The 26,238-nt window shown below is 58.9% G+C and carries 27 protein-coding genes; 5 read left to right on the forward strand and 22 right to left on the reverse strand.

Annotated elements, in window-relative coordinates; all coding sequences use genetic code 11:
* Window positions 1–548 precede the first annotated feature (548 nt).
* Genes pilV through AERO9A_RS02475 form a run of 9 tightly spaced genes read right to left on the reverse strand, consistent with a single transcriptional unit; the run spans window position 549 to window position 10,707 of the window.
* Window positions 549–1,775, reverse strand: a complete 1,227-nt coding sequence (gene pilV, locus AERO9A_RS02435) for a shufflon system plasmid conjugative transfer pilus tip adhesin PilV (protein WP_159970322.1) — start codon at window positions 1,773–1,775, stop codon at window positions 549–551.
* Window positions 1,776–1,777: 2 nt separating this feature from the next.
* A complete protein-coding gene (locus AERO9A_RS02440) occupies window positions 1,778–2,713 on the reverse strand; it encodes an ATPase, T2SS/T4P/T4SS family (protein WP_159970323.1) in 936 nt (311 codons plus the stop codon).
* Window positions 2,710–3,228: a type 4 pilus major pilin gene (locus tag AERO9A_RS02445; RefSeq protein ID WP_159970324.1), complete on the reverse strand. Its 519-nt coding sequence runs from the start codon at window positions 3,226–3,228 to the stop codon at window positions 2,710–2,712. Before AERO9A_RS02445 ends, AERO9A_RS02440 begins: the two co-directional genes overlap by 4 nt.
* A gap of 27 nt (window positions 3,229–3,255) precedes the next feature.
* Window positions 3,256–4,338 carry a type II secretion system F family protein gene (locus AERO9A_RS02450; protein WP_256665834.1) on the reverse strand — a complete coding sequence of 361 codons (1,083 nt, stop codon included), beginning with the start codon at window positions 4,336–4,338 and terminating at the stop codon, window positions 3,256–3,258.
* Entirely contained in the window at window positions 4,335–5,897 is a 1,563-nt protein-coding gene (locus tag AERO9A_RS02455) for a GspE/PulE family protein (protein ID WP_159970325.1), read from the reverse strand. Before AERO9A_RS02455 ends, AERO9A_RS02450 begins: the two co-directional genes overlap by 4 nt.
* 9 nt (window positions 5,898–5,906) lie before the next feature.
* Window positions 5,907–6,452, reverse strand: coding sequence for a type IV pilus biogenesis protein PilP (gene pilP / locus AERO9A_RS02460; protein WP_256665835.1), 546 nt, complete (start codon window positions 6,450–6,452; stop codon window positions 5,907–5,909).
* On the reverse strand, window positions 6,436–7,773 hold the full coding sequence (gene pilO2 / locus AERO9A_RS02465; protein WP_159970326.1) for a type 4b pilus protein PilO2: 1,338 nt from the start codon (window positions 7,771–7,773) through the stop codon (window positions 6,436–6,438). Before pilO2 ends, pilP begins: the two co-directional genes overlap by 17 nt.
* 1 nt (window position 7,774) lies before the next feature.
* Window positions 7,775–9,604, reverse strand: a complete 1,830-nt coding sequence (locus AERO9A_RS02470) for a PilN family type IVB pilus formation outer membrane protein (protein ID WP_256665836.1) — start codon at window positions 9,602–9,604, stop codon at window positions 7,775–7,777.
* Window positions 9,601–10,707, reverse strand: coding sequence for a TcpQ domain-containing protein (locus AERO9A_RS02475; RefSeq protein WP_159970327.1), 1,107 nt, complete (start codon window positions 10,705–10,707; stop codon window positions 9,601–9,603). The genes AERO9A_RS02470 and AERO9A_RS02475 overlap by 4 nt, the downstream gene beginning before the upstream one ends.
* A gap of 156 nt (window positions 10,708–10,863) precedes the next feature.
* Here AERO9A_RS02475 and AERO9A_RS22660 point away from each other — a divergent pair, with 156 nt between their 5' ends.
* On the forward strand, window positions 10,864–11,556 hold the full coding sequence (locus tag AERO9A_RS22660) for a DUF6710 family protein (RefSeq protein WP_372239632.1): 693 nt from the start codon (window positions 10,864–10,866) through the stop codon (window positions 11,554–11,556).
* Window positions 11,557–11,631: 75 nt separating this feature from the next.
* The gene (locus AERO9A_RS02480; RefSeq protein ID WP_178111084.1) at window positions 11,632–12,495 is read left to right on the forward strand and encodes a hypothetical protein; all 864 of its coding nucleotides are present in this window, start codon (window positions 11,632–11,634) and stop codon (window positions 12,493–12,495) included.
* Here AERO9A_RS02480 and AERO9A_RS02485 read toward each other — a convergent pair.
* From AERO9A_RS02485 to AERO9A_RS02530, 10 genes are all read right to left on the reverse strand, one after another.
* Window positions 12,481–12,816: a hypothetical protein gene (locus tag AERO9A_RS02485; RefSeq protein WP_159970328.1), complete on the reverse strand. Its 336-nt coding sequence runs from the start codon at window positions 12,814–12,816 to the stop codon at window positions 12,481–12,483. The two genes, AERO9A_RS02480 and AERO9A_RS02485, sit on opposite strands and share 15 nt — an antisense overlap.
* Before the next feature lie 123 nt (window positions 12,817–12,939).
* The gene (locus tag AERO9A_RS02490; protein ID WP_159970329.1) at window positions 12,940–14,895 is read right to left on the reverse strand and encodes a DEAD/DEAH box helicase; all 1,956 of its coding nucleotides are present in this window, start codon (window positions 14,893–14,895) and stop codon (window positions 12,940–12,942) included.
* Complete coding sequence (locus AERO9A_RS02495; RefSeq protein ID WP_159970330.1) at window positions 14,892–16,760, reverse strand: hypothetical protein; 1,869 nt, start codon at window positions 16,758–16,760, stop codon at window positions 14,892–14,894. The genes AERO9A_RS02490 and AERO9A_RS02495 overlap by 4 nt, the downstream gene beginning before the upstream one ends.
* 128 nt (window positions 16,761–16,888) lie before the next feature.
* A complete protein-coding gene (gene topA, locus AERO9A_RS02500; protein WP_159970331.1) occupies window positions 16,889–18,799 on the reverse strand; it encodes a type I DNA topoisomerase in 1,911 nt (636 codons plus the stop codon).
* 197 nt (window positions 18,800–18,996) lie between these two features.
* The gene (locus AERO9A_RS02505) at window positions 18,997–19,209 is read right to left on the reverse strand and encodes a CrpP family ICE-associated protein (RefSeq protein WP_159970332.1); all 213 of its coding nucleotides are present in this window, start codon (window positions 19,207–19,209) and stop codon (window positions 18,997–18,999) included.
* 246 nt (window positions 19,210–19,455) lie between these two features.
* Window positions 19,456–19,629: a hypothetical protein gene (locus tag AERO9A_RS02510; protein WP_218580123.1), complete on the reverse strand. Its 174-nt coding sequence runs from the start codon at window positions 19,627–19,629 to the stop codon at window positions 19,456–19,458.
* Between the two features lie 107 nt (window positions 19,630–19,736).
* Window positions 19,737–20,183: a single-stranded DNA-binding protein gene (locus tag AERO9A_RS02515; RefSeq protein ID WP_159970333.1), complete on the reverse strand. Its 447-nt coding sequence runs from the start codon at window positions 20,181–20,183 to the stop codon at window positions 19,737–19,739.
* 10 nt (window positions 20,184–20,193) lie between these two features.
* The gene (locus tag AERO9A_RS02520; RefSeq protein ID WP_159970334.1) at window positions 20,194–21,021 is read right to left on the reverse strand and encodes a Rha family transcriptional regulator; all 828 of its coding nucleotides are present in this window, start codon (window positions 21,019–21,021) and stop codon (window positions 20,194–20,196) included.
* A 14-nt stretch (window positions 21,022–21,035) separates the two neighbouring features.
* Window positions 21,036–21,575 carry a DUF3158 family protein gene (locus AERO9A_RS02525; protein ID WP_159970335.1) on the reverse strand — a complete coding sequence of 180 codons (540 nt, stop codon included), beginning with the start codon at window positions 21,573–21,575 and terminating at the stop codon, window positions 21,036–21,038.
* A 5-nt stretch (window positions 21,576–21,580) separates the two neighbouring features.
* Window positions 21,581–22,312, reverse strand: coding sequence for a PFL_4669 family integrating conjugative element protein (locus AERO9A_RS02530; RefSeq protein ID WP_159970336.1), 732 nt, complete (start codon window positions 22,310–22,312; stop codon window positions 21,581–21,583).
* A gap of 428 nt (window positions 22,313–22,740) precedes the next feature.
* On the opposite strand from AERO9A_RS02530, the gene AERO9A_RS02535 reads away from it, so the two are divergent.
* The 3 genes from AERO9A_RS02535 to AERO9A_RS02545 all read left to right on the forward strand — a co-directional run bounded on the left by AERO9A_RS02535 (window position 22,741) and on the right by AERO9A_RS02545 (window position 23,539).
* Window positions 22,741–22,983 (forward strand): hypothetical protein, encoded by a 243-nt coding sequence (locus AERO9A_RS02535; RefSeq protein ID WP_159970337.1) that lies wholly within the window; start codon window positions 22,741–22,743, stop codon window positions 22,981–22,983.
* Window positions 22,970–23,158 (forward strand): hypothetical protein, encoded by a 189-nt coding sequence (locus AERO9A_RS02540; protein ID WP_159970338.1) that lies wholly within the window; start codon window positions 22,970–22,972, stop codon window positions 23,156–23,158. Before AERO9A_RS02535 ends, AERO9A_RS02540 begins: the two co-directional genes overlap by 14 nt.
* 102 nt (window positions 23,159–23,260) lie before the next feature.
* Entirely contained in the window at window positions 23,261–23,539 is a 279-nt protein-coding gene (locus AERO9A_RS02545; protein WP_159970339.1) for a hypothetical protein, read from the forward strand.
* A gap of 44 nt (window positions 23,540–23,583) precedes the next feature.
* On the opposite strand, the gene AERO9A_RS02550 is transcribed toward AERO9A_RS02545, so the two are convergent.
* The 3 genes from AERO9A_RS02550 to AERO9A_RS02560 are packed head-to-tail and all read right to left on the reverse strand — an operon-like array spanning window position 23,584 to window position 26,213.
* Window positions 23,584–24,162: a hypothetical protein gene (locus AERO9A_RS02550; RefSeq protein ID WP_159970340.1), complete on the reverse strand. Its 579-nt coding sequence runs from the start codon at window positions 24,160–24,162 to the stop codon at window positions 23,584–23,586.
* A gap of 24 nt (window positions 24,163–24,186) precedes the next feature.
* Window positions 24,187–25,530 (reverse strand): STY4528 family pathogenicity island replication protein, encoded by a 1,344-nt coding sequence (locus tag AERO9A_RS02555; protein ID WP_159970341.1) that lies wholly within the window; start codon window positions 25,528–25,530, stop codon window positions 24,187–24,189.
* Complete coding sequence (locus tag AERO9A_RS02560; protein WP_159970342.1) at window positions 25,527–26,213, reverse strand: DUF2857 domain-containing protein; 687 nt, start codon at window positions 26,211–26,213, stop codon at window positions 25,527–25,529. The genes AERO9A_RS02555 and AERO9A_RS02560 overlap by 4 nt, the downstream gene beginning before the upstream one ends.
* Window positions 26,214–26,238: the final 25 nt, after the last annotated feature.

The raw sequence follows: 26,238 nt of genomic DNA on the forward strand, positions 1-26,238 counted from the left end.
CGCCTGCAAAACTGCCTTCTTGCCAGATGTCCGGTGTAAGTGAGGGTATTGCGGGTCTGCGCAAATTGCTCTCATTGAAAGCTAGCGCAGATGCATTGTGCAGAGCCCGCCTCGCCATAGCACATGTTAGGGGACACAGCATATGTGTCATAACTGCTTGATTGTCTGCCTGAACATCCGGTTCTGATCTCGTTTGCAGCGCATGCGCATGGGTTGCCCACGCGAATCACAGTAGTAGCGCTAATCCCTACTGCGCGCCACACACCGGATTGGCAAGCTAATACGCACATATGGCGTAACCAGTCACGGAGAAGTTATACCAGCCGCTTCCATAGTCTTCACTGCCCAGGCAATACCATCCGTTTCCCGATGGGGCAGAAACATTGATTTCCCAGTTAATGTTCGGGGCGCTGCAACCGCCTGAGAGAATCTTGGTCGGTGCAGGGCAATATGCTACACAGCCCGATTGGAATCGATCTGCTGGGCTAGTGCAACTAGCCATGACTGTATTAACACCACCTGGGGCTCGCCAGACACCGGATTGGCAATCACGGCTTCTTATAACAACTGAAAGATCGGCATGGTTGGCAGCCTTCGATTTGAATAGCAAACTGCTGATTTGCAACGTATCCAGCAGGACAACTACACGAGCCTGTAAATGGGTTTACATTTCCGCAGCCAGTTGCGAATTGCGTTCCTGTCCAATATGAGCCCCCCCATCGATCAGTTCCTCCGACTGCCTTCCACACACCGGATTGGCAATATAATGTGGGGGGGCCGCTAGAGTTGGCGTTGCTGGCTTGAAGCCCATTCGGTGAGCAAGCCGTGTTTTCAGTCGCCGTGCCACTGATCATCAGGTACTCGCCAACAGTAGTACGGCCATCCGACTGCACGGTCCCGCCACGCACTTCACCGCCGGTGTAGATGCTCTTGTTTGCCCACGAGCGAACCCACGTCGAGTCGGTCATGTACCAGCCGCCGTTCCATTTCTCGCTGAACCAGCCGCCATCTCCACGAGTTCTCAGCCAGCCGCTGGTATAGAGTTGGCCGTCGACCTCTGCGTCACCTGCAACGTTCAGGTTGCCCTGCGCATTGACGTTGCCGTTGGCGTTCACGTCTCCGGCATTGTTGATGTTGTTTCCCCTCATGCCGAGGGCAGTGTTCATCTCGTTGAGCTCGGGTTTGCCTGGTACCGCATTCCGGTACAGGTAGTCATTGGCGACCGCTCCGTTCTGGAAGAACAAAGCGGTGGCTAATCGTCCGGCACCAGGTGTGATACCGAAGTTGCTCAAAGGCACCTGCCAGGCGGCGCCCTGGGCGATTGCTGTATTTGTGGTGGAGATGTAGCCCCCTTGTGCACCGATGAGCTGGGCGACCCTGCGAATGTCGATCTCGCCTGCAGCCGTACCTCCAGTCGTGACTACCAGCGTCTCCAGCTGGTTCACGTCAGGCTTTCGCGCCAGGATGCGGTAGGACTGGCCGTAGATGTTCTGGTCGCTAAACCCTGTTGGTAGATATTTAGTGTTTTTCAGCATGGTCACGGTGATCACCGCTGGTTCAGTCGGCCCGGCCGCCGCCAATACCGCAGCGAAGTTGTCCTTGATGTACTTGCTTCCTGCCTCAGCAACCTTGATCTGTTGCTGGGCAGCCATCTGCTGGTTCAGACCGTCCAGGTACTCCCCGTAAAGTCGGCTCCCTTGGACGATGGCCATGGCGATGACGATCAGCACGATCAGAATCTCGATGCTGATAAAACCTCTGCTTTGACTCTTCATGGTTAACCCCACAGGCTTGCCTGCTTCTGGCGGAGAATGTCTTCTTCGATGAGATGAATGTTCTGCCGGCGAATCTTGTCGCGAATTGAGTGCTGGTCGCCTTCGGTCAGCAACAGCGGCTCTGCAACCAGATGCCTTGTAGTGCCGATCTGTTCCAGAGACTGGCAGACCACGGCCTGCAGCCCCTCAGCAACTACCTCGTAGGCGTTTGGGGCAAGAGGCTTTGCGAGCGTGACCAGTTTCTCGATGGCCTGTGATCCGGTTTTCGAGTGCATGGTTGCAATGACCAGGTGCCCGTTGAGTGAGGCCTTGCAGACCTGATACGCGGTGTCTTCGTCGCGGATCTCGCCTACCAGCACCAGGTCTGCGCCGGAGCGCAGAGTTCGTGTCAGGGCCTCGCTGTAGCCGCCAGACTTCCTGGATGTTCTCACCTGGATGCAGCGACCCAGGCCGTGCTGGCCATTGGTGTTGGTTTCTTGCGGATCCTCGACTGCGAAGCCGATACCACCATGGCGCCGTAGCCGGGCGACGATTAGCGATGCAGCAGTGGAGGTTTTGCCGGTGGCCATGTCGCCCACGATCAGGACGAGCCCTTGTAACGTTGGTGCGAGCAGCGCATCGACTACTTCCTGGGGGAAGCCCAGTTGGTAGAAGTCGCGGATCTCTGCGTTGGACTTGCGCACAACGAAAATGCTGCCGGTGAAAGCGTTATCCAGCTGAGTCACCCGCAGGATCACACCGTCTACGACCAGGGCGAATTCAGGGTCATGACCGTCTTGGTAGGTCGATTGGCACTTTTCTTTCAGAACCTTCACTTCTTCAGCCCAGGCGTCGGGGGCCGGCACCCTACGGGAGCCAGCTCCTTGCAGCCCTTTCACATCCGCGAAGTCGTCGCCCAGGTAGAGGTCGATGAAGTCAGCGGCAGTGATCAAACTCACGAATTGATGGTCCAGGCGATCGTGTTGGTGGTACCGCTGCAGGCGGAAGTTGCTGCAACGGTTGTGACGTCACCGGTGATGGTGCTTCCGCTGTTGATCCGGGTCTGCTCGCGATCACTTCTGGACGACTTCGCCAGGGAAACGCAGGCATCCTTCGGCAGGCTGGAGTTGGTTAGGGTGAAGCCGATGCCCGTAGAGGTGATGCTGACAGCACCGCCATAGGTGTTGTACAGGACGCCATTAACCACGCTCATGTTCTGGGGGATGCCGTTGGTGGCAATCAAGCTCGGCACCAGGTCGGTACCCGAAGTGCCGTAACCGTTCCTGTCTTTGAGCGCGCGGGTGTTGTTGATCAAGGTCGCGAGGTTCCCTTGCTCCTCTGAAATGTCCGACGAGCCAAAGAGGCCACCGCCTCGGGCTACGGCCAGGCCAATGCCAATGGCTACGACGACCAGGACGATCACAACCTCGATGGAGACGAAGCCTAGCTGTTTGAGTTTGCTCTGAGTGTGCATCTGTAGTTCCTTTGATGGGGGCTTGGGTTACTGCTGGATGCCGGCCCGCACGATGGCTTCCATCTCGTAGGAGCCGAGAAGGACCAGCACCATCACTGAGCCGACAAGCAGGAGAGAGAGGTTGAGGATCAGCTTGGCCGCAATAGCGACCTGCTTGAGGCTTGTCTCCAGCCAGCGTGAGCTGAAGCGCATGGCGGCTTCAGCAAAGCCTTTACGGCTAGCCAGGACGCACAAGAACTGAATGGCCTGTTTGTCTGGGAATTCATGGCCTGCGTTCTTCAAGGCCTGGCCCAGGTTCTGCCCTAGGCCAACTCCGTAGCGAGTGGCCTCAATGCGCTGCTTAAGCCACGGCGGGGCGGTCCTGCTGAGCATCTGCAGGCTGTCATAAGGCTTGATGCCAGCGCGCAGCATCACTGCAACGTTCAGCAGGAATGTGGTGCCCTGCAGGGTTCTGTAGATGTGCCAAGGGGGCAGCCGATCCAGCGCAACTCGACCAGGGCCGGTGTAGTAGGGCAGCGACCAAATGGCAGAGACCAGCAACAGGATGATGCTGATCAGAAAGTAGATGCCGGGGCCTGTGACGAAGTTAGACAGGCTGTAAAGCATCGCTGCCGTCCCAGTCCAGCTATCCGGATCGCTCATCCGGGCCATGTTCGGCACCATCTTGTTGGCGATCACATGCAGCAAGTAGATCAGCAACGCCCACAGCATCATCGGATAGGCTGTGGCGGTGATAACCGCCCCGAGAATCTTGCCCTGGGCTTCGATCAGGCGGGCGCAGTCGCTGAGGGCTCCGATAAGATTCCCACTCTCCTGTCCGGCATCGATCAGTGCCCGTTCTTGCGCCGGCAGCCAGTGCACCATGGCATCGGCCAGGGCCTTGCCGTTGGCCACTCCCATGGCAGCTTCGCGGCTTGCCATGGCGATCGGGTGATAGCGTTGTTTCCCATCATCGCTGTAGATGCCATGGACCTCGCGAACGGCATCATTGAGCGTTACGCCGTTCTCGAGGAGAGTGGCCATGCTTTCGTAGAACTGCAGGCGCTCCTTGGCTCCAAACTGGGTGCTGTACCAACGCTCCTGCAGCTCATGCCAGACTTCTGCGATCACGAGCTAACCTCCTCGTCATCGAGCACGTACAGATCCATGTCCAGGGGGCCGATGATCACTTCGGCTAGTGCCGGGTCGAAGATGCCCTGGTTGATACGACGTATGGCGTGATCATGCTTGGTGATCCCACCCATGCTTTTGACCCAGTAGTTTCGTGCCTCAGCAGCACCTTTCGAGCGGAATACCCGCATGAACTTCAGGGTAGGCATCAGAACCTCTGCCACCACCGACCGACCAGAAATGCCAGTTGAGCGGCAGTGTTCGCAGCCAGGCCCCCGCACGAAGACCGTTTCAGGTGTACAGCACTTCCTCACCCGCTCAACCAAGTCAGGTGCCAGAGCATGTGCTTGTGAGAGGAATGGCTGCCGGCAGTGGATGCAGAGTTTCGGCAGCAGGCTCTGGTTGATCATTCCGGTCAACAGGGCAGGGTCGAACAGGAGTGAGGGGTCTACCCCGAGATCGAGCAGTCGCTGCAGGATCCCGATCGCGGTGTTGGTATGGAGCGTGGACCACATGCCGTGTCCGGTCATAGCTCCGCGGAACGATGCGACTGCCGCGAAGATCTCCCGGATTTCGCCGATCATCATGTAGTCGGGGTCGAGGCGCATGCCGTTGCTGATACCAGCTGCCCAGGCTTGAATCTCCGCCTGAGGGTCGGTGGTGTCGTAGACCAGCGGCGTCTGGTTGATGCCTTCACCTTCGGCGCTGTACTCGGGTGGATCCTCGATGGTCAGGATGTGTTTGGCACCACCCATCATCCGATCCAGCATTTCAAGAATGACTTTCAGGGTCATCGACTTACCCGACCCAGTTGGGCCGGATAGGATGTTCATCCCATACGGGAGGCGGAGCATTCGTTGCAGCAGATCTATCTGCTCTGGAAGGTAGCCGAGATCCTTGAGGCTACTCAGCCCCTCATCGTTGTAGAGCAGGCGCAAAACCATCAGCAAGCCTGGAGCTCGTGGGCGTGTGGAGACGCGAGCTCCATAGAGGCTCAACTGATCTACGAACTTTTTGCTGACTCGTGCATCTTGAGGGAGGTGTTCCTGGAACAGGGAGTCGGCCACGTCGCACATGGACTGGTAGATGGTGGAACAGAGGTCCTTGATGTGCTGGTGGCGAGGTCGTTGTACCGTAGTGAGCCGACCATCGATTCGAAACCGGATCTTGCTCTTGCCGTCGGGGGCGACGATGAAATGGATATCGCTGGCCCGATGCTCGCAGGCTTCCCGTATGATTTTTATCACTTCCAGCTGGTTGCGCGAGACCTCCTCTCCGTCGCTTACGAATGCCTCGCCAGCTTGGACAATACCTGCCTTGTAGAGACGATTAATGGTGTCAGGGGCGACCGTCTCGACTCGGAAAATGATTCCCGCGCGTTCCAGCCTGTTGCAGAACGCCATTACATGCAGGTCGTTCAGGTGACTGCCGGAGACATAGAGCGCACCGTCCTCGGTGAGCGCCATGATTTCACGCTCAGGGGGCGACAGCTCCCAACGTTCACCAGGGGCGGTCAATACCAAGGGTGGCAACAGCGATGCGGAAGTGAGACTTGTCATGGCTTCACCTCACTGCCCGAGCGGCGATGTCGGCTGGTAGTGCTGGCCCATGGTGGCCCCGGGCAAGGCCGGAGCAACCATGCTACCCATCTGTGTCATTGTCGTAGACGCGCTGGGGGCAACGTTGGAGAACCCAACGGGGAATCGTTTGCCTGACTTGCTCAGCATGACTTTGTCCATACTCACCGACTCGACGTGGTAGCCCCCAGGAAGGTCCTGGCCAGCACCGGCGTCAGCCTCGACTCCTCCAGGAAACAGAAATGAGGCAGTCATGCGGCCGCCGGCACCGTAGATCGTGCGAACTACCGGAGCTGGAAGGTCAACATCCTTGGTAGGTTGCGTAGTCGTGCCTGTGGACGCGGCGGTCGTGTTGGGCTTCGGCGGCAGCTTGGCCTGTGCCTCGGCCAGTCTGACTCTGGCCTCGGCCAGAACAGCCTGTGCTTGCACGTCGGTGAGTTCGCCTACCGTAGTGGCGTGTGCAGTCTGCGACAGCGACGTCAGGCAGCCCAGCAGACACAGAATCATAGGCGTCAATATTTCATTGCGGCTTCGCATAGATTTCTCCTGCGACAGACCAGGTGAACTGGCTGTTCTTGAGGTTGGTTTCGAGGAGGGTGGTGCGCACGCCAAGGTCTGGCAGCCCCTCCAGCGCAAGGGCTGGTGGCAGCTTGGTTTCTGCTTTGAACGAGAGCTTTGCCCATGGCGGCATTACGGTCTGGGCAGGTTGGTTCTCGTCGTTTCCAGGTAGTTTCTGGATGGGCCCAGCCTGGACTGGGGCGAACTGCGGCTCAACACCCTGCATGTAGAAGTGGCTCGACACTTCGCGCAGCACCTCGCCCTGGTTTGGCAGTGCTTCGTTCCGACCAATAGCCACCTTCAGGGCGACGCGCACCCCAACCGTGTTACCGTTGTCGATCAAGAATGCCGGCGGCTCTTCAAACAGCTCGACCGCAGCCTCAGTGAACTGCTTGGCCGTGGCGGTACCGGTTCGGTGGTATGTCGCAGCGAGAGCCTGCCCGTCGCATTTCGAGGATTCAAATAGCCAGCCAGCGATCGACAAGGGGAGAACTCGCTCAGCCTTGCTGCAGGCTCTCACCATGTCCACGGTGTCAGGCAGTGACGCCCATGGGTGGTCCAGTGCTGCCAGATCCAGAGGATCTTTCGCCTGGGCGTTCTTTGCCTTGAGCTCTTCCTGGCGTCGTTGCTCGGCGGCGATGGCGGCCTGACGAGCTTGTTCTTCCTGATGCATGTTCCACAGGTGATATACGCCGGCAGCGGAGACAATGGCTCCCGCGAGCATGCTCGCGCTGGCCAACTCTTTGCGCGAAAGCCCGAAGGTTAACTGTCGTAGCTTGAACTCGTTGCGCAAGCGCTCCGGTGCGAGCAGCTCCTCGATGTCAAACGGCCGCACATCAAAGCCGAAGCCTTCCGGTACGAACAGTTGCACTCCTTTCAGCAGCCCCCTGTTCTGCAGGCCGACAATTCGTTGCTTCGCCTCAGCTAGCGTGGTGACCAGGTCAACGCCGGGGATGATGGCGCCTTCAGAGGTGCCGACGACGGCATAGCAGTCATCGTCGATCTTCCAGCAGGCTACAAAGTCGCTCTCGAACTGCCCAGCCAGTGCTCTCGCCAGGGAGTACATGCCTTTGACTGCACCAAGCTTCTTCGAGACGAAACCAGCCTGGATCTTCGTCGGCGTTTCCCGGATGGCTACAAAGTCCAGATCGTTCTGCTTGCCGTAGGCACGGGCCTCCTTCATGAACTTCTGGGGCGAACTCAATGGGTGCCAGTACAGGCCGGTGACGAACTTGCGACCGTGGTAGGTCAGGATCCGAACCCAAGAGGCTGGGTCGGATCGAGTGATCTCGGCTTCCATCTCACATGGCCCCGCGTGAGGTTGAGCGGACTGCAGGCGATACGCCCCACGAGTCGTCATTCGCGGCGTGGAACTGATCGAGGGGGATGTACTGGATCCCGCTGGCAGTCTTGCTCATGACCAGCGGGGTGATCAGCACCACGATGACGGTTCGCTCCGAGCTCCTCGAGCGCCCGCCGCCCAAGCCGAAGAAGCCTGGATCGCCGGTGCCGGTTTTGTTGGCGTCTTCCGAGTCTTGTTCGAAGCCGCTCAGAACCAGTGTTTCGCCGTTCTGCAGGCGTACTTTCTGGTCGAAGATCTGTACGCCATAGCTGGGGAACTGAGCTTTGGATTCACCGCTTTCCACCTCCTCAAAAGTTGGGGTGGACGACATATTGATGTTGATCTTCAGGAGCAGCTCGTTCTCCGGCATCACCATCGGCAGCAGGGTCATGTTGTAACCGCTGGTGATGGTGCCAGGGATGAGGGATGTGGTGGAGCCGACCTGAGCTACGTTGCTGATCTGGCTGGAGGCCAGGTAGCTCTTGGTTTGGCCTATCTGAATGGATGCCGACTGCAGGTTGAGGGTGGTTACTGAGGGGGATCGAACGGCAGAAACTCTGCCTTGCTGTGCGAGAGCCTGGATCATGGCGTTCGACCCAGCCCAGGAGTTATTCGCGGTGTCCAAGATGCTGACAGAGCCGGAAATGGCGCTGGGGTCGATTCCCGGTACGGTGTTCTTGAGGTTGATGCCCCAGTCATCGCTGAGCGACTTGTAGACCAGGTTCCAGTCGACGCTCAGTTGATCTTTGTCCGTCAGCGTTACGGATACGGCTTTTACGTTCAGGATTACCTGGGTGGTAATGCTGTCGCTTTCATGCTTGATGATCTGTGCGACCCGGCGCAGCACTTCTGGGCGGTCGGTGACGGTCAACGTCCCGGTTGCTCGGGACAGCGCCAGGCGGCCTACCCCAGGGGTCAACATCGACTTAACGCTGCCCTCGATATCATTGAGCAGGGATGTTTTCAGCGTCACGGTAGTGCTTTGGCTGCTCCCAGAGCTGCCGCTGATACCAGAGCTTGTACCGCCGCTCTGCGTCCCGGAGCTGCTGTCTCCGCTAACACCGGTGGACGCGCTCATGCCAGAACGCACTGTTGAGTCCATCTGGTTGGTATCGTCGAAGGCGAAGATGCGGAATGTCTCGGTGTCCAGGTAGTAGATCACCACTGCGTTTTCAACAGGGTCGAAGCGCCACGACAACCCCGTGCGGGACGTCACCAGGTCGAGAAAGCCTGAGACCTTATCGCTCCATGAAATACCCGAGATCGGAGCGGTCGCGCCGACTCCGAAGCCACTCAAGGCCGCAAAGCTGTTGCCTTGGGATGTTGCCCCAGTTACCGAACTGGGGAAGAGCATGCTGGCCATGTCCTGGTTGGACTGCGTAGCCGGTGCGTTGGACGCCGCGATCGGAGCACTGGTCGTGGTTGGATTCATCGCGTCCGGGGTGATCTGCACATTCAGGCCACACTGGCTCATTACTTCCTGGGCGGCTTGCAGCAGGGTTACTGCAACGACAGGCTTCCAGATAAACCGGCAGTTCTGGTGAGGTGCCAGGCCGCGTTTGGAAATAATCGGCTGCGTGCTGACCCAGGGCTTGTCGGAGTGGACAACCGTATCGCGCTTGGCGTTGGTCGGCGCGGTACGCATGCTGGATGTAATAGCACTTGCCGAGCCAGCAGCGGCCTCGGTCCGCCGAATGGATTCGTCCACACGCTGCATTGCGCACCCTGTCAGGGCGCAGGCGAGGAGGGCCAGGGCGGTTACTTGCTTGAGTCTGCGGTTGAACATCATTTCTTCTCCACAACCTCGATGAGCCGTTGGGGGGCCTGATGCACGTTGACGTAAAACGGACGTGGGGCTGAGTCGTAGAGGGGGAACAATTCACCTATTGCATCCTGAAAGGTGCCCTCGAAGGTCAGCGGTGCCTCAATCGGGTAATCCAGGCCCTTGGCCAGCCACTTCACCTTCCAGTTGGCTCGCGCGGCCCAGGCCTCGACAGACTCACGCAGGGTTGAGCCAGTTTCGGCCGTCCATACCTGGGGCAGCGGCCGGGGAGCCGGAGCTGCTTTCGCGATCGCAGTGGCTGGAAGCGGCGTTGTATTGAGCGATGGCGATTTCGAGGATGCAGTGCTGGCGGTTACGGCCAGTGCCTGGGGCATCGAGGTAGTAGGGCCATCCTTGGCAGGTACCACCACAGGGAGCACAACAGGAGTTGCAGGGTTGCTTGGGGCAGAGCTGGCGATTATTGGTGCTGCAGTGGGGGCTGTTGCGATCACGACGGGGCTGCTGCTTGTGCTGGTTGCTGCAATCGCAGGTGCTTGGGGCGTCGAGGATGCCGGCGTTGTATCGCTCTGCTTGGCGTAGAGGGTGGGCGCGGGTTTAGTAGGTTCGGGCAGTTGATAGCCCGGACGCAGGACGTAGCAGACCTGACGATTGACCTCGTCGACCTTCACATGCCAGGCCGGTCCTGCGAGCACCTGCAGTGCGTTGCGCAGAGTCATTGGCCCGATCTTGTACTGCGCTGCCGGCAGGGGGCGGGTGAAGAGGATGTTGACGTGCCCGCTATCCGAAGGGCAGAGCGTATAGCCGGAGCGATCAACGACATACTGCATTGCATCGCGGACATTCGGGCGCATGTTCGCCGGGATGGTCACGTCGATGATCTGGGCCATCAGGTCGCGCTGGCCGGACTCGGGCTGAGTGCTGACGAGCGTGTACCGCCCGTAGCGAACCACCGGTTCTTTCTCGGCGACCGAACCGTTGGGGTAAAGGTCGGGGGCGAGGATGTCCGGATTGCGGCTGCTATCGAATGCCGGCTTGGGCGGCTCTGCTTTCTGTGTGGTGCAACTGGCGACGAGCGCGAGCAGCGAGAGAGTGGTCAACTGCCTGATCATGTGCCGAAAGGCCCCCTTTGGTGATGGGGTCACGTTGGCAGGCAAATTGCCAGGGTGCAGCAGGAAATAGATACTCCAGCCGTTGGGTTATTTTCTTGGCTGTCGGGAAGGAACTTTTTGCAGGAGGAAAGTGTGAGGCGCTGGGTTCAGAGTGTGATGTGGTGGAAGAGGGGGCGAGGTGATGAGTCGCCACGGTCACAGTTTGAGTGCCTGATGAAGTGGGCGGACGAACTGGTTGCAAAGCGAAATGCCGAAGGGTTGCATGACCTAGTGAAGATTGTTCTGCGGCCAATTCAGGCACGGCACATGCGAGAGGCATACCTCAAACCGGAGAATCATGGTCCGGACTCGTTGTGGTGGCCGCTCGCATTGGGATTCTCTGGACTTTCCCAAAAACTGGATAGCGACGTTGTTTCGTATATCAACAGCCATTGCCTTGTGTCATGCGTAGCAGGGAAAGAGACCCTCAACCTGGCTTCCGATGTTGTGCTCCCGACCGCCTGGCACCCGACCAGTCTTGTGGCCAAGCTTGGTGCGATTGGCCTTGGGCTTCCCGAAGGTGAGTTCGAGCAATCGACGAATCACAGGGTCTGCTATATGTACCCGCTTGGCATTGGCTGGGTGGGCGGAGGCAACCATTCGATCAGTCAAGGCATCGTTCGTGGTGAGGTGACCTTGGCTCCGACGGAATACCTAGATATCACACCCGTCTTACACGCTCTGCGATATGACGGAGACCGATGGCGATGTGTCGTTTCAGGGAGGACCGTGGGCAAGCCGTGTTACCCAGAGTTTGGCTGGGCCTGGGAACTGACTCGCAAAGCTTTGGAGTTGGGCGCCGAGTGTTAGAGCAGAGCTGCCAGCTCGGCCCGCAGCATTGGGCTCAATCAGATCCTATGAAATACGATTTATTGGGGGTTGAGTATGGATGTTTTTAGTGTTTTAGCGGACCCAGGAAAACCAATCGTCCTCACAGAGGCCAACTACTATCGAGCGACCAACAGGGAGTTTCCTTATTCACAGGAGAGAGGCGGCAAGCTGAACGCCTATGCGTTATGTCCTGACTGCAAGAATCCGGTGATACTCATCAACAGGACGTTGCCGGAAACGCAGGAAGCCATTCTCTATGCCGCACACGCCCCCTACAGCGTTCCCAAGCTGGCCGAATACAACCAGGCCAATTACCAAGCATGCAGCCTGGCCAATCCCGAGCGCTTCGACAGCAAGGCGAGAAGGGTGGGTGGGTTCAAAAGCAATGAGGTGAGAGACGTCGTTGTCACCGATATTGATCTGGTGACTAGTTTCTTGGAGAGCGCCATTCAGATAAAGCTGAGCGAGCAGGTGGTGGAGGCGATGCTCAGGGATTTCGCCTTGAACAAGGGGTATGAATACAAGGCGATCAATCTCTTCAACTTGCCCTTCGGATTTGCCTTCATGACCGAGGCAAAGGACCTGTATGGCTGTTCGGTCAGCAGTTGCTTGGCTGCGGCCATCAACGCGAAGTCCGAAAGCTTTTGCACGCAGAAGGTCTACGGACAGGAGCGGGTCAGGCGAAGGGACAAGGTGCCGGCCAACAAGATTCGGCTGTTTTTCGATAGCCACTCTTTGGGAGGCGAGAATGGCACGGGGTCTATCGTCATGAATGTGGTGGAGATTTACGCGGGCAAAGGCGCTGACGCTTTTGAAGTTCTGTATAGACAGAAAATCCAATTCGATGGCGGTAAGTTCTATAACACCTACTTGAAGCGTGAGCGGCTGAGGGCGAAGGCAAGGTCATACCTGAAGTGACAGCGCTTCGCCCAAAGGCGTGTTGAGTACAGCCCGAACTTCCTCAATTGTAATAGGGAGCTCACCAAGTTCTTGTTCGATGGTTTCGTAAATGATAGCCGGGACGATCGCTGAGTTGCGCGCAGCGCTGTACGCAAAACAATGGATGAGGTCGAGAAAGACATCCAGATTTTGCTCAAGCGCAAGCAGTGGAAAGCGGTCCCGCAGAGCAGGGACGCTCTGAGACAAGTTCCGTAGTTCGTTCAACTGGAAGATGGCCGAAAGAACCAAGCTTTTTCGGCAGTTAGCAATTGATGACGGTTGGTTCAGAAGCGTAGGCACGGCAGCGCTCTCCACGGGTAGGGGTGTTCATGTTGCGGGTGCAAGGGGGCGAACAGCAGCAGGAAATGCAGTATCTGACCCGTACCCATTTTCTGCGGTTGTTGACGGGCCAGTCGCAGTTGGCTACAGATGTGCTGCCAGTTCAGAGCGATTCGCTGCGGCAGCATCGGGCTCGATCAGATCCTGGGCCAACTGCCGTTTATCAATCAGCATCTGCCAGAGCTGCTGGTCGATGGTGTTCTCGACCAATGGGATCTTCACCACCACCAGGCGAATTTGCCCATTCCGGTACGCGCGATCTTCCGCCTGATCCTGCAGGCCTGGCGTCCAAGGTAAGCCCAGGAACATGACGTAGTTCGCTGCCGTGAGATTGTTCCCTGTACCAGCAGCTGACGTCGTGCCGATGAAGATTCTGGTATCAGGGTCTGCTTGGAACTTGTCGATCGCTTTCTGCCGCTTGGTCAGCGAGTCACTACCGACCAGCGTTACACAGCCATACCCCGTCGCCTCACAACGCTCGCGGAGGGTGGTGACGGTCTCCTTGAACTCGCAGAACAGGATCACCTTGTCCTCGATATCGAGCTCGGCCAGCAGCTCCATGATGACGCGGACTTTGACTTGTTCCAGGAACAAGCGAAGTGCGCCGAGCCTGGCGAAGATAGGTCGATCTTCGCAGCGGATTTGCTCGTACCTGCTGCGTTCTTCCTGGGACAGTTCAACCGGTAGCGGCTGTCGTTGCTTGCCCTTGAGCCCTGTGAGTACGTCCTTGCGCCGGCGTAGCATCCAGTCGCCAATGGCCTCACGCAGCGCCTGCCTGAATTCTGGGCTGCCGGCGAACTGGTCGCAGAACTCCTTCAGTGGGAGCTGGCCCACTGGGTGGCCTGAAAGGCGCAACAGCGTATGCAGCTCGGATTCACGATTGAGCACGGGAGTGCCGGTCAGGAGGTAGCGATTCGGCACTTTGGCGGCGATATCGAACCCATGCCGGGTCCACATTGCCGTTGGCTCCTTCAGCTTGTGGGCTTCGTCGACAACCATGACCACAAAGTGCGCGGCCTGTAGCACGAAGTCGCCCAGTCGTTCGTAGTTGATGAGGATCCATTGCGCATCAGCATCGAACGCCTGCAGGGTGATGCGCGCGCTCGGGTAGACGGCCTCAATCTCTCGCTTCCAGTTGATCAGCAGCGTGGACAATGTGATCACCAGAACCGGCTTCCCAGCAGCCCGAATGGCAGCAGCGATGATTGCTTGACGGGTCTTACCGAGCCCCATGTCGTCTGCCAGCAATGCACTAGTGCGCTGCAGCAGATGCTGGATACCCGCTGGTTGGTGATCCAGTAGCGAGTAGTCCAATAGAGCCTGCTGGATGGCCTGCTCAGTAAACTCGGTGCGCTCGATCGATGGGACAGCGGCCAGGTAGACGTCTGCAGACGAATCCTCCTCGGAACTCTTTGCCTCCCTTTCCTGGGCAGGCCCACCGATGCTGATTTTGGTGATGTCATCAGCCGGCGCCACTGATCCATCGCTCAGCAGCTCTTGCAGTGTGTCCAGGATCTCGAATTGCTCTTCCGCGAGGCCCAGTTCCAGGATGATGTTGCTGCGCACCAACTCAGGGGAGGCGTCTATGCGCCAGGACCTAGACTGACCGAGGAAAACGCCACGCATCCTCCTTGCGACTGCCACCACCCCAGGGTGGTAGTCCCCTGACAGTAGGCAGCCGCCCTGGACAAGCGGAGCAAGGCGTAACGACAGCCCCCAGATGAATGCCTGGCGATCAGGTGAGGATTGGGCCTCCTCGAGCTTGCTGCAGAACGATTGCCAGGACTCGCTGTAGCGCCCGTCCACCAGCTCGGCCAGTCGGTGGAACAGCACGTCCAGTTCCGGCAGCAGCTTGCTCTTGGGCAGGCGCCAGTACCGGTGAAGTGGGTGTTCAGCACGTCGTATGTAGAACCCGTCGCGCTCGAGGAGCAGCCGGTTGGCACCTTCGACATACTGCAGCAGCACGCCGAAGTCGTAACCGTCGAAAACGACCTTGCTCAGCAGCGCGGGGCGCCGATTCATCTGCTTCGGACGGCTCATACATCACCCAGTCGCTGGAGGACCCATTGAGCCACGGCCCGGATATGCCGTTCTTTCCGGCCATAATCCGCGAAGCGGGTCATGTACTGGGTCATGTCTGGCCAATCCAGAACGACCGGGATGGCGCCCGATTTCACCTGGTCGATGAACCACACGTACGCGTCGTTCACCGGTGAGTTCTTCGGTACCGGGGCGTTTCCTCTCGAACGCAGCTGCTGTGTATGCAGGTGTCGGGGCGTCCAGCGATCAATGGTTTCGGTGGGGGTGCGGTTGCGCAAGGTAAGCTCGGCCGAGGCGAGCGGCCGACCATCTCGCCGGACTGAGACCAAACGGCAGTGGCCAAGATAGGCCCATTCGTCGTAAGTATCGATGCAGTGACTGAGCGCCAGGTGCTCGGCAATTAGATCCGAGGGACACTGCAGCTCGACGATCTGCAGCCCATTGGGGCAATCCACGATGCCTTTGTTTGGCAGAAGCGCTTGCCAGCGAGTGAACTCATCCGAGTCCTTACGTGCTGGATCTTGTGCGTCGAGCTCGGCTCGAATCACGTACAAAGCCTTGTGGAAATCATCCACCAGGTGCCCGATCTGGTGATAAGTGCTGGCACTGAGGAATCTCTTCAACCTGGCTTTGGCCGAGATAGCGTCAGGGGTGCCGCTGTCTAGGTTGTTGAGCAGCTCCTTCAAATCGGCCAGGCGAGTGGAGATCTTCGCCCATGCGGGATCGCCCCAGTCGGAGGGGCAGCCTGTGAACAAGCGATTGAGATTGCTTCCCCCGTATCGCAAATCGTAGGGCAGCTCCTGCCAGATGGAGTAAAAGGCCGTCCAATCTGACTTGCGAGTGGGGCGGCGATTGCCGAGCGATGCGCCTGCCAGCAGGGCGTGCCATCCAGAGCCTCGACCTTCTCGCTGCAGGTGTGTCAATGCGCTACCTGCATGGTGAGGGCGGACCTGGCCGAGGAAGCGCACCGAGGACCTGATGCTACTGAGCAGCCAGGCCAGCACGTCATTCAGCGGTAATCCATTGTCTACAGCTGTACCGATCACCTGGCCTGGCAGAACTGAGTTCGACGGGCTCCAGTGCATGAAGCGGTTGAGACAGCCCCATGGCGAGCTTTTGGCATTGTCCTCATCCCAGCCAGGCCAGTGCATGTCCTCACTCAGCACCATCAGGGGAATCAGTATCGGCTGTGCCCGTAGCGCCTGCAGGCGTCGAGTACGGTCGCCGGTTGCCAGCCAGTTGTAGAGCTCTGGCGATGGGCAACTGACCGAGCGAATGGCAAACAGCAGTTCCTGGTCCAGGTGGAGATTGAATGCCTTGAGGGCTGCACCGATCTGTATCAGGTAGAAGCGACAGCGAACGCCGAAAAAGCGATTGTGGCGGCCTGTGCTGGTGATCCACTGTCGGCGTTTGAGCTGGCCTAGGTCGGCATCTGCCATCTTCATCGACAGAGCGCGAGCGCTCTTGCTGAAGGAGGTCAGCAGAGAAACGGCATGCCAGCGCTCGCCCAGTCGGCTGATTAGATTGGCTGCAGCTACAGGTTTGGGAGGCTTGTTCGCGATGCGATCAGCGGGCCGCAACGTCATGGAGCGGATCTGCTGGCCATCGAACAGCTGAAGGTGATCGCCCATGCGGGTCAGTACCGGCTGCACTTTCTGACTCGGATCGCCTAGAGGAACTGTCCAGCACCTGGTGGTGGCTGTTGAGCGCAGATAGTGCCGAAGGAAGTCGGAACGGTTGTTGCCGTTCAGCTTGAAGTGATCTGCCCAGGTGGTGGCGACGGCTAATTGCCGCGCGGAGTATTTGTTAAGGGTGGGATCGGGTACTGCTGGGCCCGATGCTGCCGGCATCTCCAGTAGCGCCATGCCTGTGCTCCTCTGTCTGAGGTGGCACTCTCGGCGTTGGCCTGTGCTGGAATCTATGGCAAATGGGCACCAGGATGGGGAGTGAATTCCCGCGCACTACCTGGTGCGCGGGTAGCCGCCAGAGTTGGTCAGAGGCCGCGTGGTTTGTCGAAGTCCGGTTTGCCCCTTGTGGTGGGGTAGCTCACCTTACAGCCGGCCTTGTAAGCGGTGCAGCCCCAGAAGTCGTAGCCGCCTTCCCCTTTTTTCTGCCGCCGGGCCAGGGGCTGGCCGCACTTGCCGCACTTGTACTCGCTGCTCGATGTCGCCGCAGGCTTGGATGGCTTGTACGACTGCATGGCCACGCTGGGTAGTCCTCGCTGTTTCGACAGTTCGTCCTCCAGGCGCTTGTGCAGCCTGGCGACCACGGCACCGTAGGTGTCCGTGCCCTGGGCGATCTTGTCCAGATCACGCTCCAGTTCCCGAGTGAAGTCGAGCTCGATGAAGCTGAAGAACCCTTCGAGCCTTGCGATGGTCTCCACGCCCAACGGAGCCGGTATCAACTTGCGGTTCTTCTCCTCGATCAGACCCTTGCTCATGATGTTCTTCATGATCGAGGCGAAGGTACTTGGGCGTCCGATCCCGCGGCGCTCCATCTCTTTGATCAGGCTCGCCTTGGAGTAGCGCACCGGAGGCTGGGTCTTTTTCTTCAGTAACTCGCCCCGTTGAACCGGCAGAATCTGCTTTGGGGAGAGCGCTGGTACCGGGTTATCCGCCTCTGCATCCTCTGGCTCGTCGGTATCATCGGCCTGCAGGAGCTTCATCCAGCCCAAGTAGACCACTGCCTTCCCGGTAGCGACGAATCGCAGGGGCTTCCTGTCTGGGCCTACGGCGAGCAGCTTGGCAGTGCGAACATCGTAAATAGCGGCCTCCAACTGGCTGGCCAGCGCCCGTATTCGTATGAGCTTGTACAGCGCCTGCTCTTCAGAATCCTCGCCTGCGCTCTCCGCTGCCCAGTCGGTTGGCGTAATGGCTGGGTGGCCTTCCTGGGCCCCTTCAGCTGCCTTGAAGGTGCGACGCTCGGCGACAGCCTTCAAACCAAGCGAGTTGGCGACCTCGTGGATGTCCTCCATCGCATCATCCGGAACGTTGGGGTTGTCTGTCCGGTGATAGGTGATGACGCCCTGTTCGTACAGTCGCTGGGCGACCTGCATGGTCTTGTCCGGATCCCAGCGGAGGGCATTGCTGGCGGCTTGCTGCAGCGATGACGAGATGAACGGAGCAGGTGGGTTGCGCTCGGCCTGACGGTTCTCACAGGCCTCGACCACCACGTTGCGCGTGGAGGCGACCAACTGGGCGAGGTTGCCATCCTGGATGTAGGGGCGTTCCTTCGACGCGAAGTCCGGTACTGGCTGCCACTCCGCGCTCCAGGTGCTCCGACCGCAGGGAGTAGTGAAGTGCAGCCTGGCGCCGAAGTGGTTGATGACCACGAAGCTCTGGATCTCGCGCTCGCGCAGCACGACTAGGTACACCGCAGGCGTTTGAACGCGCCCGGCAGATGTTGGCTTCCCCATCAGCCGCCGGAGTTCCTGAGTCACCAGGTAGCCGACCATTCGATCCAGAACCCGCCGACATTCCTGCGAGGCGACCCGCTTCAGGTCGATTTGGCGAGGGTTTGCCAGGGCTTCCTGGACACGCTTGAGGGTGATCTCGTTGAAGGTGATGCGCTTGTAGTGCTCGATCCCGCACTCTTGCTGGATGTGCCAACTGATGCTCTCGCCTTCGCGATCAGGGTCAGTGGCCAGGTAGATTTCGTGAGCCTGCTTCATCGCCGCCTTGATCGAACGGACGTTGCGAGCGCTCTTTTCCAGGACTTCGTAGACCGGAGCGTAGTTCTTGCGCACGCCGGTGGTGATCATGGTCTCGTCCTGGCCTTTGGCCGGGAGATCGCGGATATGGCCGCCGCTGGCGATCACCAGCCAATCCTCACCAGGTCGAAGCTTCTTCATCATCGGCTGCAGCTTCTTCAGCTTGCCAGGTGCTTCGATGATCAACAGATTCATGGGTTGCCCCTCTCGATTTGCCAGATCGGACTGTCAGGGCAGTGATGACTAGGAACAATGGGAAATGGGCACTAGCGTGGGGGCTGGATTTGACCTGCCTCAGGAGTACCAGGAGCAGGGCACGCGCAATGTGTCCCCAGTGGGAGCTTAACGAGCCGATGAGTTCGCCACGGGAAACCTATCCAGCACCAGATTGTTCAATCGGCAGCATCGAAAAGCGGGAGAGCCATTTGCTGTGCCTGGGCAAACCCTTTTAACCAGGATGCCCGCATGGCGGGATGGCTATATGGGCAGGTATGCAACGGCAACCCTTTCCGGGCGGCTTCCGCCCCAGCAGCTGCGACAGTGTGATGGGGATTGTTGAACTGACGCCTATCCAGCGTTTTCACTTCGGGGTGCTTGTCCGGCATAGGGCGTGTCTCCCGAGGAGAGAGTGTCTCCCATCAATGGCGTCACGAACTGGGCGATTTTTCCAGGTTGGCTCGCAGAATGTGTGCTACAGATTGCCGATTGATTGGTTCGCCGTCACCAGTAAAACCGCGTTTAGCGCGATTTTATTTCGGTCGGAGCGCTGGCTGTGGCAGGAGTTGGCGCGCAGGGTTGCCGATGCAACGTTTCGTCCCCCAACAGAGTCACGTGTGGCGCGATTTAAGCCCCTAGCCGGCTGAGAGGGCTCTCAGACGTTCCTGGAACTCGGCATGTGAGGCCCGACCTTCGATGCGGTCGGTGACAATCGCATAAACCCGTTCTTGCTGGACTGCATCGAGCCGCTCGAAGAGCTCGAGGAGGGAGATTTCTTCGGGGGATAGGGGCTGCTGTGGGTTGCTCATGGCAATGACTCAGACTTCTCGACGGGCTGATGTGTGGCGGAGGATGACGATGAACGAGTCACCTTCACCGACCGCTACACGAATGGCGGCGCCGAATTATGCCTCCATCAGTAGTTCATTTCATCGTCCGGGTAGACGTCCGGCTGCGGCTGTTGGCGCGCAGGCTGCTGCCCATTCTGGGCTTGCGAAGACGCGGTCAGGGTCACGGACTCGATACGATGCGGCAGTATCCCGACGCGGTTGGCCTGGATCTTCAGCGCTTCGTACTCTTCGCCATCCTTCTCCCAGCTATCCATCACCACACGGCCTGAGACAGTCACGCGCATGCCTTTCTGGAACAGGCGCGAGTAGGCCTCAGCATCCTTATGCCAATAGTCGATGTTCATCCAGAACCCGCCCTTGTCTTCATAGCCACCTGCGGCTTGCGGCACCGAGTTGTCGAAGTAGACGTTGAGACGCAGCAGGCGACGAGGCTCTTTGTTGCCGTTGGGGAACTCCTTGAACTCCGGCTTGGAGCCGATGTTGCCTTCCCAGTTTTGTATGGACGTACCCATAGCGTGTTCCTCAGTGAGTGGATTTATTGGTGAATGGGTTGTGAGTAGCGCGGCTGGCGACGTAGCCCAGCAGGTCACGGGTCTGGCGAGATGTTTCGGCGAGCTTGTTGGCCATGTGGCTCTTGAAGACCTCGCTGGCCAGCTTCTCGACACCACTGTCGTAGAGCGAGTTGAAGAGCAGTTCGGCGTCGTGGGCGGAGCGGAGAAGGCCATAGAGCAGGTCTTTAGCGATGGAGCTGCCGGCGACACCGGGCAGGGATTTGGCTGCCGCGCCTTCGCCGATGATCTGCCCCTGCAGGAAGGTGATCGCCTGTTCCATCTGCTCGGGGGTGGCGTGGTCCAGCGATTCCAGCGCGAGGTAGTTCTGCACCACCTGCTCGGTGCTTGGCCGGGGCGGAAGCCCCAGCGTACGATCGCGCATCAGTTCGAGGGTCTTCAGGGCGAACCGAAGCAGATGCTTGTGGCTCAGGATCTCCGGCTGCTCGATCAGCACCTGCTCCATCTTGTTGAAAGCAATGATGTACGCCTCCTTCCACTTCGCGGCTTCCTTTCCGGTGAACCCCATGCAGAGGAAGGTGAATCCATCGCGGGTCATACGGAATGCCTGGTCTTTCCGGCTCCTGCCCATGCCCAGATCAACGTCGATTTGTATGGGCGCAAAATTGCGCTCATGGAACTCGGGCGAACAATCCAGGTTGCGGATTGCGCGCAGGACGTCCTTGTGCTGTTTCCCGAAATGCTTGGCCACATCAAGGCTGGTTGTAGTCGGCTTGCCATCAATGATCTCAACGGAAACCTTGCTGTTCTCGTTGCTGGTGTTCAGTGCGGTAGTGCTCATGCTGAATACCTCGGTTATTGGTGTTGCTGTTGGTTGGTGATCTGCTGCAGCCGGCTACTGATTTCGGCCTGGGCCTGGCCCATCTTTTCGGCGCACTCGGCGGCCTGTTTGCCGATGGAGTGGATCAGGCTGATCTGCATGTTGAGGGTGATGCGCTGCAGCTCCAGGGCGTGAAGATCCTGCAGCATCGATATCGGTGTTCTGGCTTGGCCGATCATCTCGGCCCAAACGCCCACGCCCATCTTCCGAGTGGCGACGTGCTGCCAGCGGAGAAAGGTGGTTCCGGCTTGGGTGTTCTGCTCGATCAAACGGACGGCCAACAGAGTGAACGGGGGGCGACGGACCTGGGCCAGCACTTCCTGGGCAAGCTCCTTCAAACCCACCTCCAGTGCTCGGCATTGCTCCACAAACTGGTCCAGTTCCCCCTTACCTTTAAAAGGCTTTAAAAGGCCTTTTAGTGAGGCACTCTGTTGCAGCCCCTGGAAGGCACTCTGTTGCAGAGGCTGGAAGACAGTCTGTTGCAGTGAGCCCGTGGTGGAGTTCTTCTGCCCCATGATGGTCACTCCTCGTCGGCGTCGCGGGTGTCGGTGAAGGGCTCAGGCGTCAGTTCCTGCTGGCCCCGGGTGATCGGAGGCGCGAAGTTGGAGCGGCGAGTGCCTTCCAGGATGTCCTGGGGAATGTCCCCGTGGCGCTCGTACATCTTGCGAGCTGCTTCAGCCTTCGCGTTGTTAGCGGCAAAGTCGTCGCGTGCAGCACCCGAGTAACGATAGTGCTGGGCCAGCCCGAAGAGTTTGCGCAGGACTGCGGCACCCTCATCGATCCATAGCTCCATGTCGCGTCGGCCGATGAGGCCGACGTGCTGTGCCAGCAGAATGCGGCGAACGATCTCGTCATAGGAGGAGAGCAGGTAGACGGCCTTGAACCCGAGAGGGTTGGAGATGAACAGCGGCATGCTGACCGGCTGGACCGAGAGGTTGTTGCTGATGGTGATGGCTGCGGGGAGGCAGGCCATCACGTCGTCCAGGCGCTCATCGAGAGCCTTCAGTGCTTCATCCGACTGGGAGACTTTCTCTTCGACCAGGATCATCCACCAGTCTGAGTAGGGGTCGTCTTGGGTCGCGCCGCGGGACATGCGGTTGATGAGGGAGCAGAAGCCGGACAGACCAATGATCCCAGGCTTGGTGTCGGTCTTGGGCCGCCCCATCCAGATGCGGGCAGCGTGATGCGTGTGGAGGGTGAGCTTCACATCGCTCCGTAGGGAGCCGATGTTGAGCCGGTAGTTATCAACCATAGCGCGGGATTTCCTTATGGGAAGGGTTCGCGCCCATGCTGCAATTCAGTTGGTGCAGGTGCAGCAATAAATCCGCAACCCGATGGAAGGGGATTTGTTGTTGCTCGTAGAGGCTGGCGTTTCTTCTCTATATAGGAGGCGCTGCTGGCAGATCCTTGCTGGAGTGGTTCCCGGGGAACCACTCAGCAGTTGGCCGGTACCGCTGGCTGGATCTGGCTGGAGCTATTCCAGTGGAATAGCTGAGCAGTTGGCCGGTGTCGCCGGTTGGATCTGGCTGGAGTGGTTCCAGTGGAACCACTCGGCAGTTGGTCGGTGCCGCAGGCTGACCCTGACCGGGGTGTTGCCAGTGGCAACACTCAGTAGTTGACCGGCGCCGCCGGCTGACCCTGACCGGGGTGTTGCCAGTGGCAGCACTCAGTAGTTGACCGGTGCCGCCGGCTGACCCTGACCGGGGTGTTGCCCGGGGCAACACTCAGCAGTTGGTCGGCGCCGCTGTCTGGATCTGGCTCTGGGTGTTGCTGGCCGCAACACTCAGCAGTTGGCCGGTGTCGCAGGCTGACCCTGGGGTGTTGCCCGGGGCAACACTCAGCAGTTGGCCGGTGTCGCAGGCTGACCCTGACCGGGGTGTTGCCCGGGGCAACACTCAGCAGTTGGTCGGTGCCGCAGGCTGACCCTGACCGGGGTGTTGCCCGGGGCAACACTCAGCAGTTGGTCGGCGCCGCTGTCTGGATCTGGCTCTGGGTGTTGCTGGCCGCAACACTCAGCAGTTGGCCGGTGTCGCAGGCTGACCCTGACCGGGGTGTTGCCCGGGGCAACACTCAGCAGTTGGTCGGCGCCGCAGGCTGACCCTGACCGGGGTGTTGCCCGGGGCAACACTCAGCAGTTGGCCGGTGTCGCAGGCTGACCCTGACCGGGGTGTTGCCCGGGGCAACACTCAGCAGTTGGTCGGTGCCGCAGGCTGACCCTGACCGGGGTGTTGCCCGGGGCAACACTCAGCAGTTGGTCGGCGCCGCTGTCTGGATCTGGCTCTGGGTGTTGCTGGCCGCAACACTCAGCAGTTGGCCGGTGTCGCAGGCTGACCCTGACCGGGGTGATGCCCGTGGCACCACCCTGTGCCTATGCCCCGGGCATAGCGCGGTGCTGCTGGCAGATCCTTGCTGGAGTGGTGCGGGCCGCACCACTCTGGTACTGCTTGGCCCCGGTGATTCCAGGTCAATCGGTTCGTGATAGGTTCTCGCTGAATTGGTCATGTTGGAGAGGTTATGAGAAAGCTAACGTCGTACCTGGGGCTGCTGCTGGTCATTTTTTTCATTGTGTACTTGTTGGTTTCCGGCCCGTTGAGCACTCCCATTGGAGTCGTTAAACACTACTTTTTCTAATAGGCGAAATAGCGCCAGACAGGCACTCAGTAAACTCCAGAAAAGCAGTCCGAGAGAGGCAATCAGTGCCGCATCGGGAAGCGGAAGACGGCTACCATCTCGTGCGGTAATGCGCTCAAGTTCGTCCGAGACTGGGCTGGCGAGCAGCCAGGCTCCCAGAATCCAAAATGCGATTGAGCTGACGAGCAGGCCGATGAGCCCACGACGAGAAGTCATTACCTCATCTCGGTGTAGCTTGGCGGTCCAGGCCGTGCAGAGCGAGGAGCAGAGCAAGGTGTAGATCAGCGTGACGTTGGTGCTGGCCCACATCAGCCAGTACCAGGGCTCCTGACGCAATTGCCCCCAGTGAACCAAGGCCATAGCCCCAAGGAGGCAAAGGGGTAATGGAATGGCTACGGTCTTGATCATCATGCAGGGTAAAACCTGTCGGATCGAGAAGCGGATGTTGCAACCTGACTGTGCGTTTTTCATCTGAGAATTCCTGATTTGTGTGGGCTATTGGGGGGCGTCAGGCAGTGTTTTGCTGGCTTGGTTGGCGCTCCGGGGGCTCAAAATGTGCTGCATGGCCATCAGTTGCTCACGGGCCGTGCGCACGTTCTCGGTGGATCGCGGTGGTTGTGGCCCCGGTACCCGTTCCGAGATGGCCGCGCCTGGAGCTGTGCCATTTCCAACTGGGGTTTGTGGATTAGGCGAAGACGTGGGCGGCGGGGACTCGGGTCGCCAGTCCGCGTTGAAATCGCCCTGGATTGCTCGTTGCACGCAGCTCAACAGGTAGGCCAGCGGGTTGCGTACTCCGCCAGAGGCACACCGATGCAGCCACTGCTCGATGACGGCTGCCCTGAGTTCTATCGGCACACGCTGCATCGAGGCATGGGCCTTCATTTTTTGCTCCGACGGCATCTGCTCAAGTGCGATCAACCATCGAGCCATCGTGTCCTGCTCAGGTCTGTCCACAGGTACAGAGCTTTTACATACAGCTTTGTGTGTATTTGTATACGTACTATATGAGTTCGGATTCCGAACTAAGGCCGAACTCTGTGACTTTTGGCTGAGTTCGGAATCCGAACTCAGCGGAAGAGCCCTCTGCTCCGCTGGTTTTTCACTGAGTTCGGATTCCGAACTCAGTGACGACTGAGTGTCAATTGGCTGAGTTCGGATTCCGAACTCAGGTGCTGGTAGTGCTGCCAGATTGCTTTCCAGGGCCCACTGTTGGCTGTTCAGGCGATCTTCAATCGCCTCAATACGAGAGGGGAGTCGACGACCGACGTCGTGGTCACTGGCGAACTCGCGCCAAGTGATCTCCGCGATTTCTCGAATGGCACGGTTGGGGTGATCCATCGATTGGCCAAGCAACTGCATGTAGTCGCGATCGAACTCCAGGGCCTCGGCGGGGCTGACCGGCTCATCGTGAAGCAAGTAGACGTTGCCTTGAACCTGGCCGCTAAGGTCGTTGCGGACACGACGGCCTAGGCTGAGCCAGCGAGTCAGGCGAAGGACCGTCAATGCCTTGGCGACAGTCTCCCGGGAAGCTGACTTACCCGGGTGCATACCCAGGTAAGGACGCAACTGTTCATAGGTCGGGAAGGCGGTGATGCCATCCTCGTTGACCAAGAGGCGAAACACTTGCCAAGCGTTGCGCTCCAGAGGGGTTAACCTATCGTCCAGCAGCAGGCGGCGGGGCACCGTCTCATGAGGGTTCCCGCTGAAGATGATTCCTGAATAGGTATTAGGGGTGGCGGTACCGGCTGCAGCTTGTTCTTTCTTTTGAAGCAAATGGGCCTCGAGGTGTCCCGAGGCCGAATCCAAGAGTGTTGCTATTGGGAACCGAGCAAGCCTCATAGGTCTGGTCTACCTTCCGCAGACGCCAATGGAAGCTGTTGCCGAGAGACCAAATGTAGTTTCCTGGGCTTCCAGGACTTGTCTTTGGTCGGCGGATAGAAGCCTTCACCTATCCAGGTGTGGATCCTGTTCCAGATGATGGCCAGGCTGAGGCTCTCTGCACTGTCGTCCGATTCCTGAGGCGCATTGAGTTCCTCTGCAACTAGCATGGCGATATCGAGCATGGCCATGCTGTCTTCAACCTCGACCTGGTGCTCCTCCATGAGGTGAGTCCATCGGTGCCAGAGTAGGGCGTCCAGTTCCTCACTGAACTCTCTCCAGCGACCGCGCCGTACTCGCACGCCCATCATCAGTCGCTGCAGCGCGACATCCTGCGGTGAGAGCCCGAAGAACTGTTGCAGCATGGTGGTTGTAGCCCCCAGTCGCAGAGCCCGCTCGATCATGCGCATTTCTTCCTCTGAGCGCTCGGCACCTGTGAGCAGCTTTTTCACCATCTCGGTGTCGATGGTGACCTGGCACCACGACACGGGAGTGTTGAGCAGTAGGCTCAGCACAGAAGGCTGTTGGAGCTGGGCCAGTATTTCAGGCTCAAGCCCCATCTCCGTACACCGCCGTAGCTGGCCGTTGCGCATGTGGTTCAACACCTGCGACAGAACTGCCTCGTTGATCGGTGACTTGGACATCATTGATTCCCTCCCCAAAAAGTCC

Source organism: Pseudomonas sp. 8Z, assembly GCF_902506535.1.
Lineage (GTDB): Bacteria > Pseudomonadota > Gammaproteobacteria > Pseudomonadales > Pseudomonadaceae > Aquipseudomonas.

Bases quoted from the DNA above. Each gene is read 5' to 3' on its own strand.
- pilV (WP_159970322.1), bottom strand. From the start codon at position 1,775: ATGAAGAGTCAAAGCAGAGGTTTTATCAGCATCGAGATTCTGATCGTG.
- AERO9A_RS02445 (WP_159970324.1), bottom strand. From the start codon at position 3,228: ATGCACACTCAGAGCAAACTCAAACAGCTAGGCTTCGTCTCCATCGAG.
- AERO9A_RS02455 (WP_159970325.1), bottom strand. From the start codon at position 5,897: ATGACAAGTCTCACTTCCGCATCGCTGTTGCCACCCTTGGTATTGACC.
- pilP (WP_256665835.1), bottom strand. From the start codon at position 6,452: ATGCGAAGCCGCAATGAAATATTGACGCCTATGATTCTGTGTCTGCTG.
- pilO2 (WP_159970326.1), bottom strand. From the start codon at position 7,773: ATGGAAGCCGAGATCACTCGATCCGACCCAGCCTCTTGGGTTCGGATC.
- AERO9A_RS02470 (WP_256665836.1), bottom strand. From the start codon at position 9,604: ATGATGTTCAACCGCAGACTCAAGCAAGTAACCGCCCTGGCCCTCCTC.
- AERO9A_RS02475 (WP_159970327.1), bottom strand. From the start codon at position 10,707: ATGATCAGGCAGTTGACCACTCTCTCGCTGCTCGCGCTCGTCGCCAGT.
- AERO9A_RS22660 (WP_372239632.1), top strand. From the start codon at position 10,864: ATGTGGTGGAAGAGGGGGCGAGGTGATGAGTCGCCACGGTCACAGTTT.
- AERO9A_RS02480 (WP_178111084.1), top strand. From the start codon at position 11,632: ATGGATGTTTTTAGTGTTTTAGCGGACCCAGGAAAACCAATCGTCCTC.
- AERO9A_RS02490 (WP_159970329.1), bottom strand. From the start codon at position 14,895: ATGAGCCGTCCGAAGCAGATGAATCGGCGCCCCGCGCTGCTGAGCAAG.
- AERO9A_RS02495 (WP_159970330.1), bottom strand. From the start codon at position 16,760: ATGGCGCTACTGGAGATGCCGGCAGCATCGGGCCCAGCAGTACCCGAT.
- topA (WP_159970331.1), bottom strand. From the start codon at position 18,799: ATGAATCTGTTGATCATCGAAGCACCTGGCAAGCTGAAGAAGCTGCAG.
- AERO9A_RS02505 (WP_159970332.1), bottom strand. From the start codon at position 19,209: ATGCCGGACAAGCACCCCGAAGTGAAAACGCTGGATAGGCGTCAGTTC.
- AERO9A_RS02510 (WP_218580123.1), bottom strand. From the start codon at position 19,629: ATGAGCAACCCACAGCAGCCCCTATCCCCCGAAGAAATCTCCCTCCTC.
- AERO9A_RS02515 (WP_159970333.1), bottom strand. From the start codon at position 20,183: ATGGGTACGTCCATACAAAACTGGGAAGGCAACATCGGCTCCAAGCCG.
- AERO9A_RS02520 (WP_159970334.1), bottom strand. From the start codon at position 21,021: ATGAGCACTACCGCACTGAACACCAGCAACGAGAACAGCAAGGTTTCC.
- AERO9A_RS02525 (WP_159970335.1), bottom strand. From the start codon at position 21,575: ATGGGGCAGAAGAACTCCACCACGGGCTCACTGCAACAGACTGTCTTC.
- AERO9A_RS02530 (WP_159970336.1), bottom strand. From the start codon at position 22,312: ATGGTTGATAACTACCGGCTCAACATCGGCTCCCTACGGAGCGATGTG.
- AERO9A_RS02550 (WP_159970340.1), bottom strand. From the start codon at position 24,162: ATGAAAAACGCACAGTCAGGTTGCAACATCCGCTTCTCGATCCGACAG.
- AERO9A_RS02555 (WP_159970341.1), bottom strand. From the start codon at position 25,530: ATGAGGCTTGCTCGGTTCCCAATAGCAACACTCTTGGATTCGGCCTCG.
- AERO9A_RS02560 (WP_159970342.1), bottom strand. From the start codon at position 26,213: ATGTCCAAGTCACCGATCAACGAGGCAGTTCTGTCGCAGGTGTTGAAC.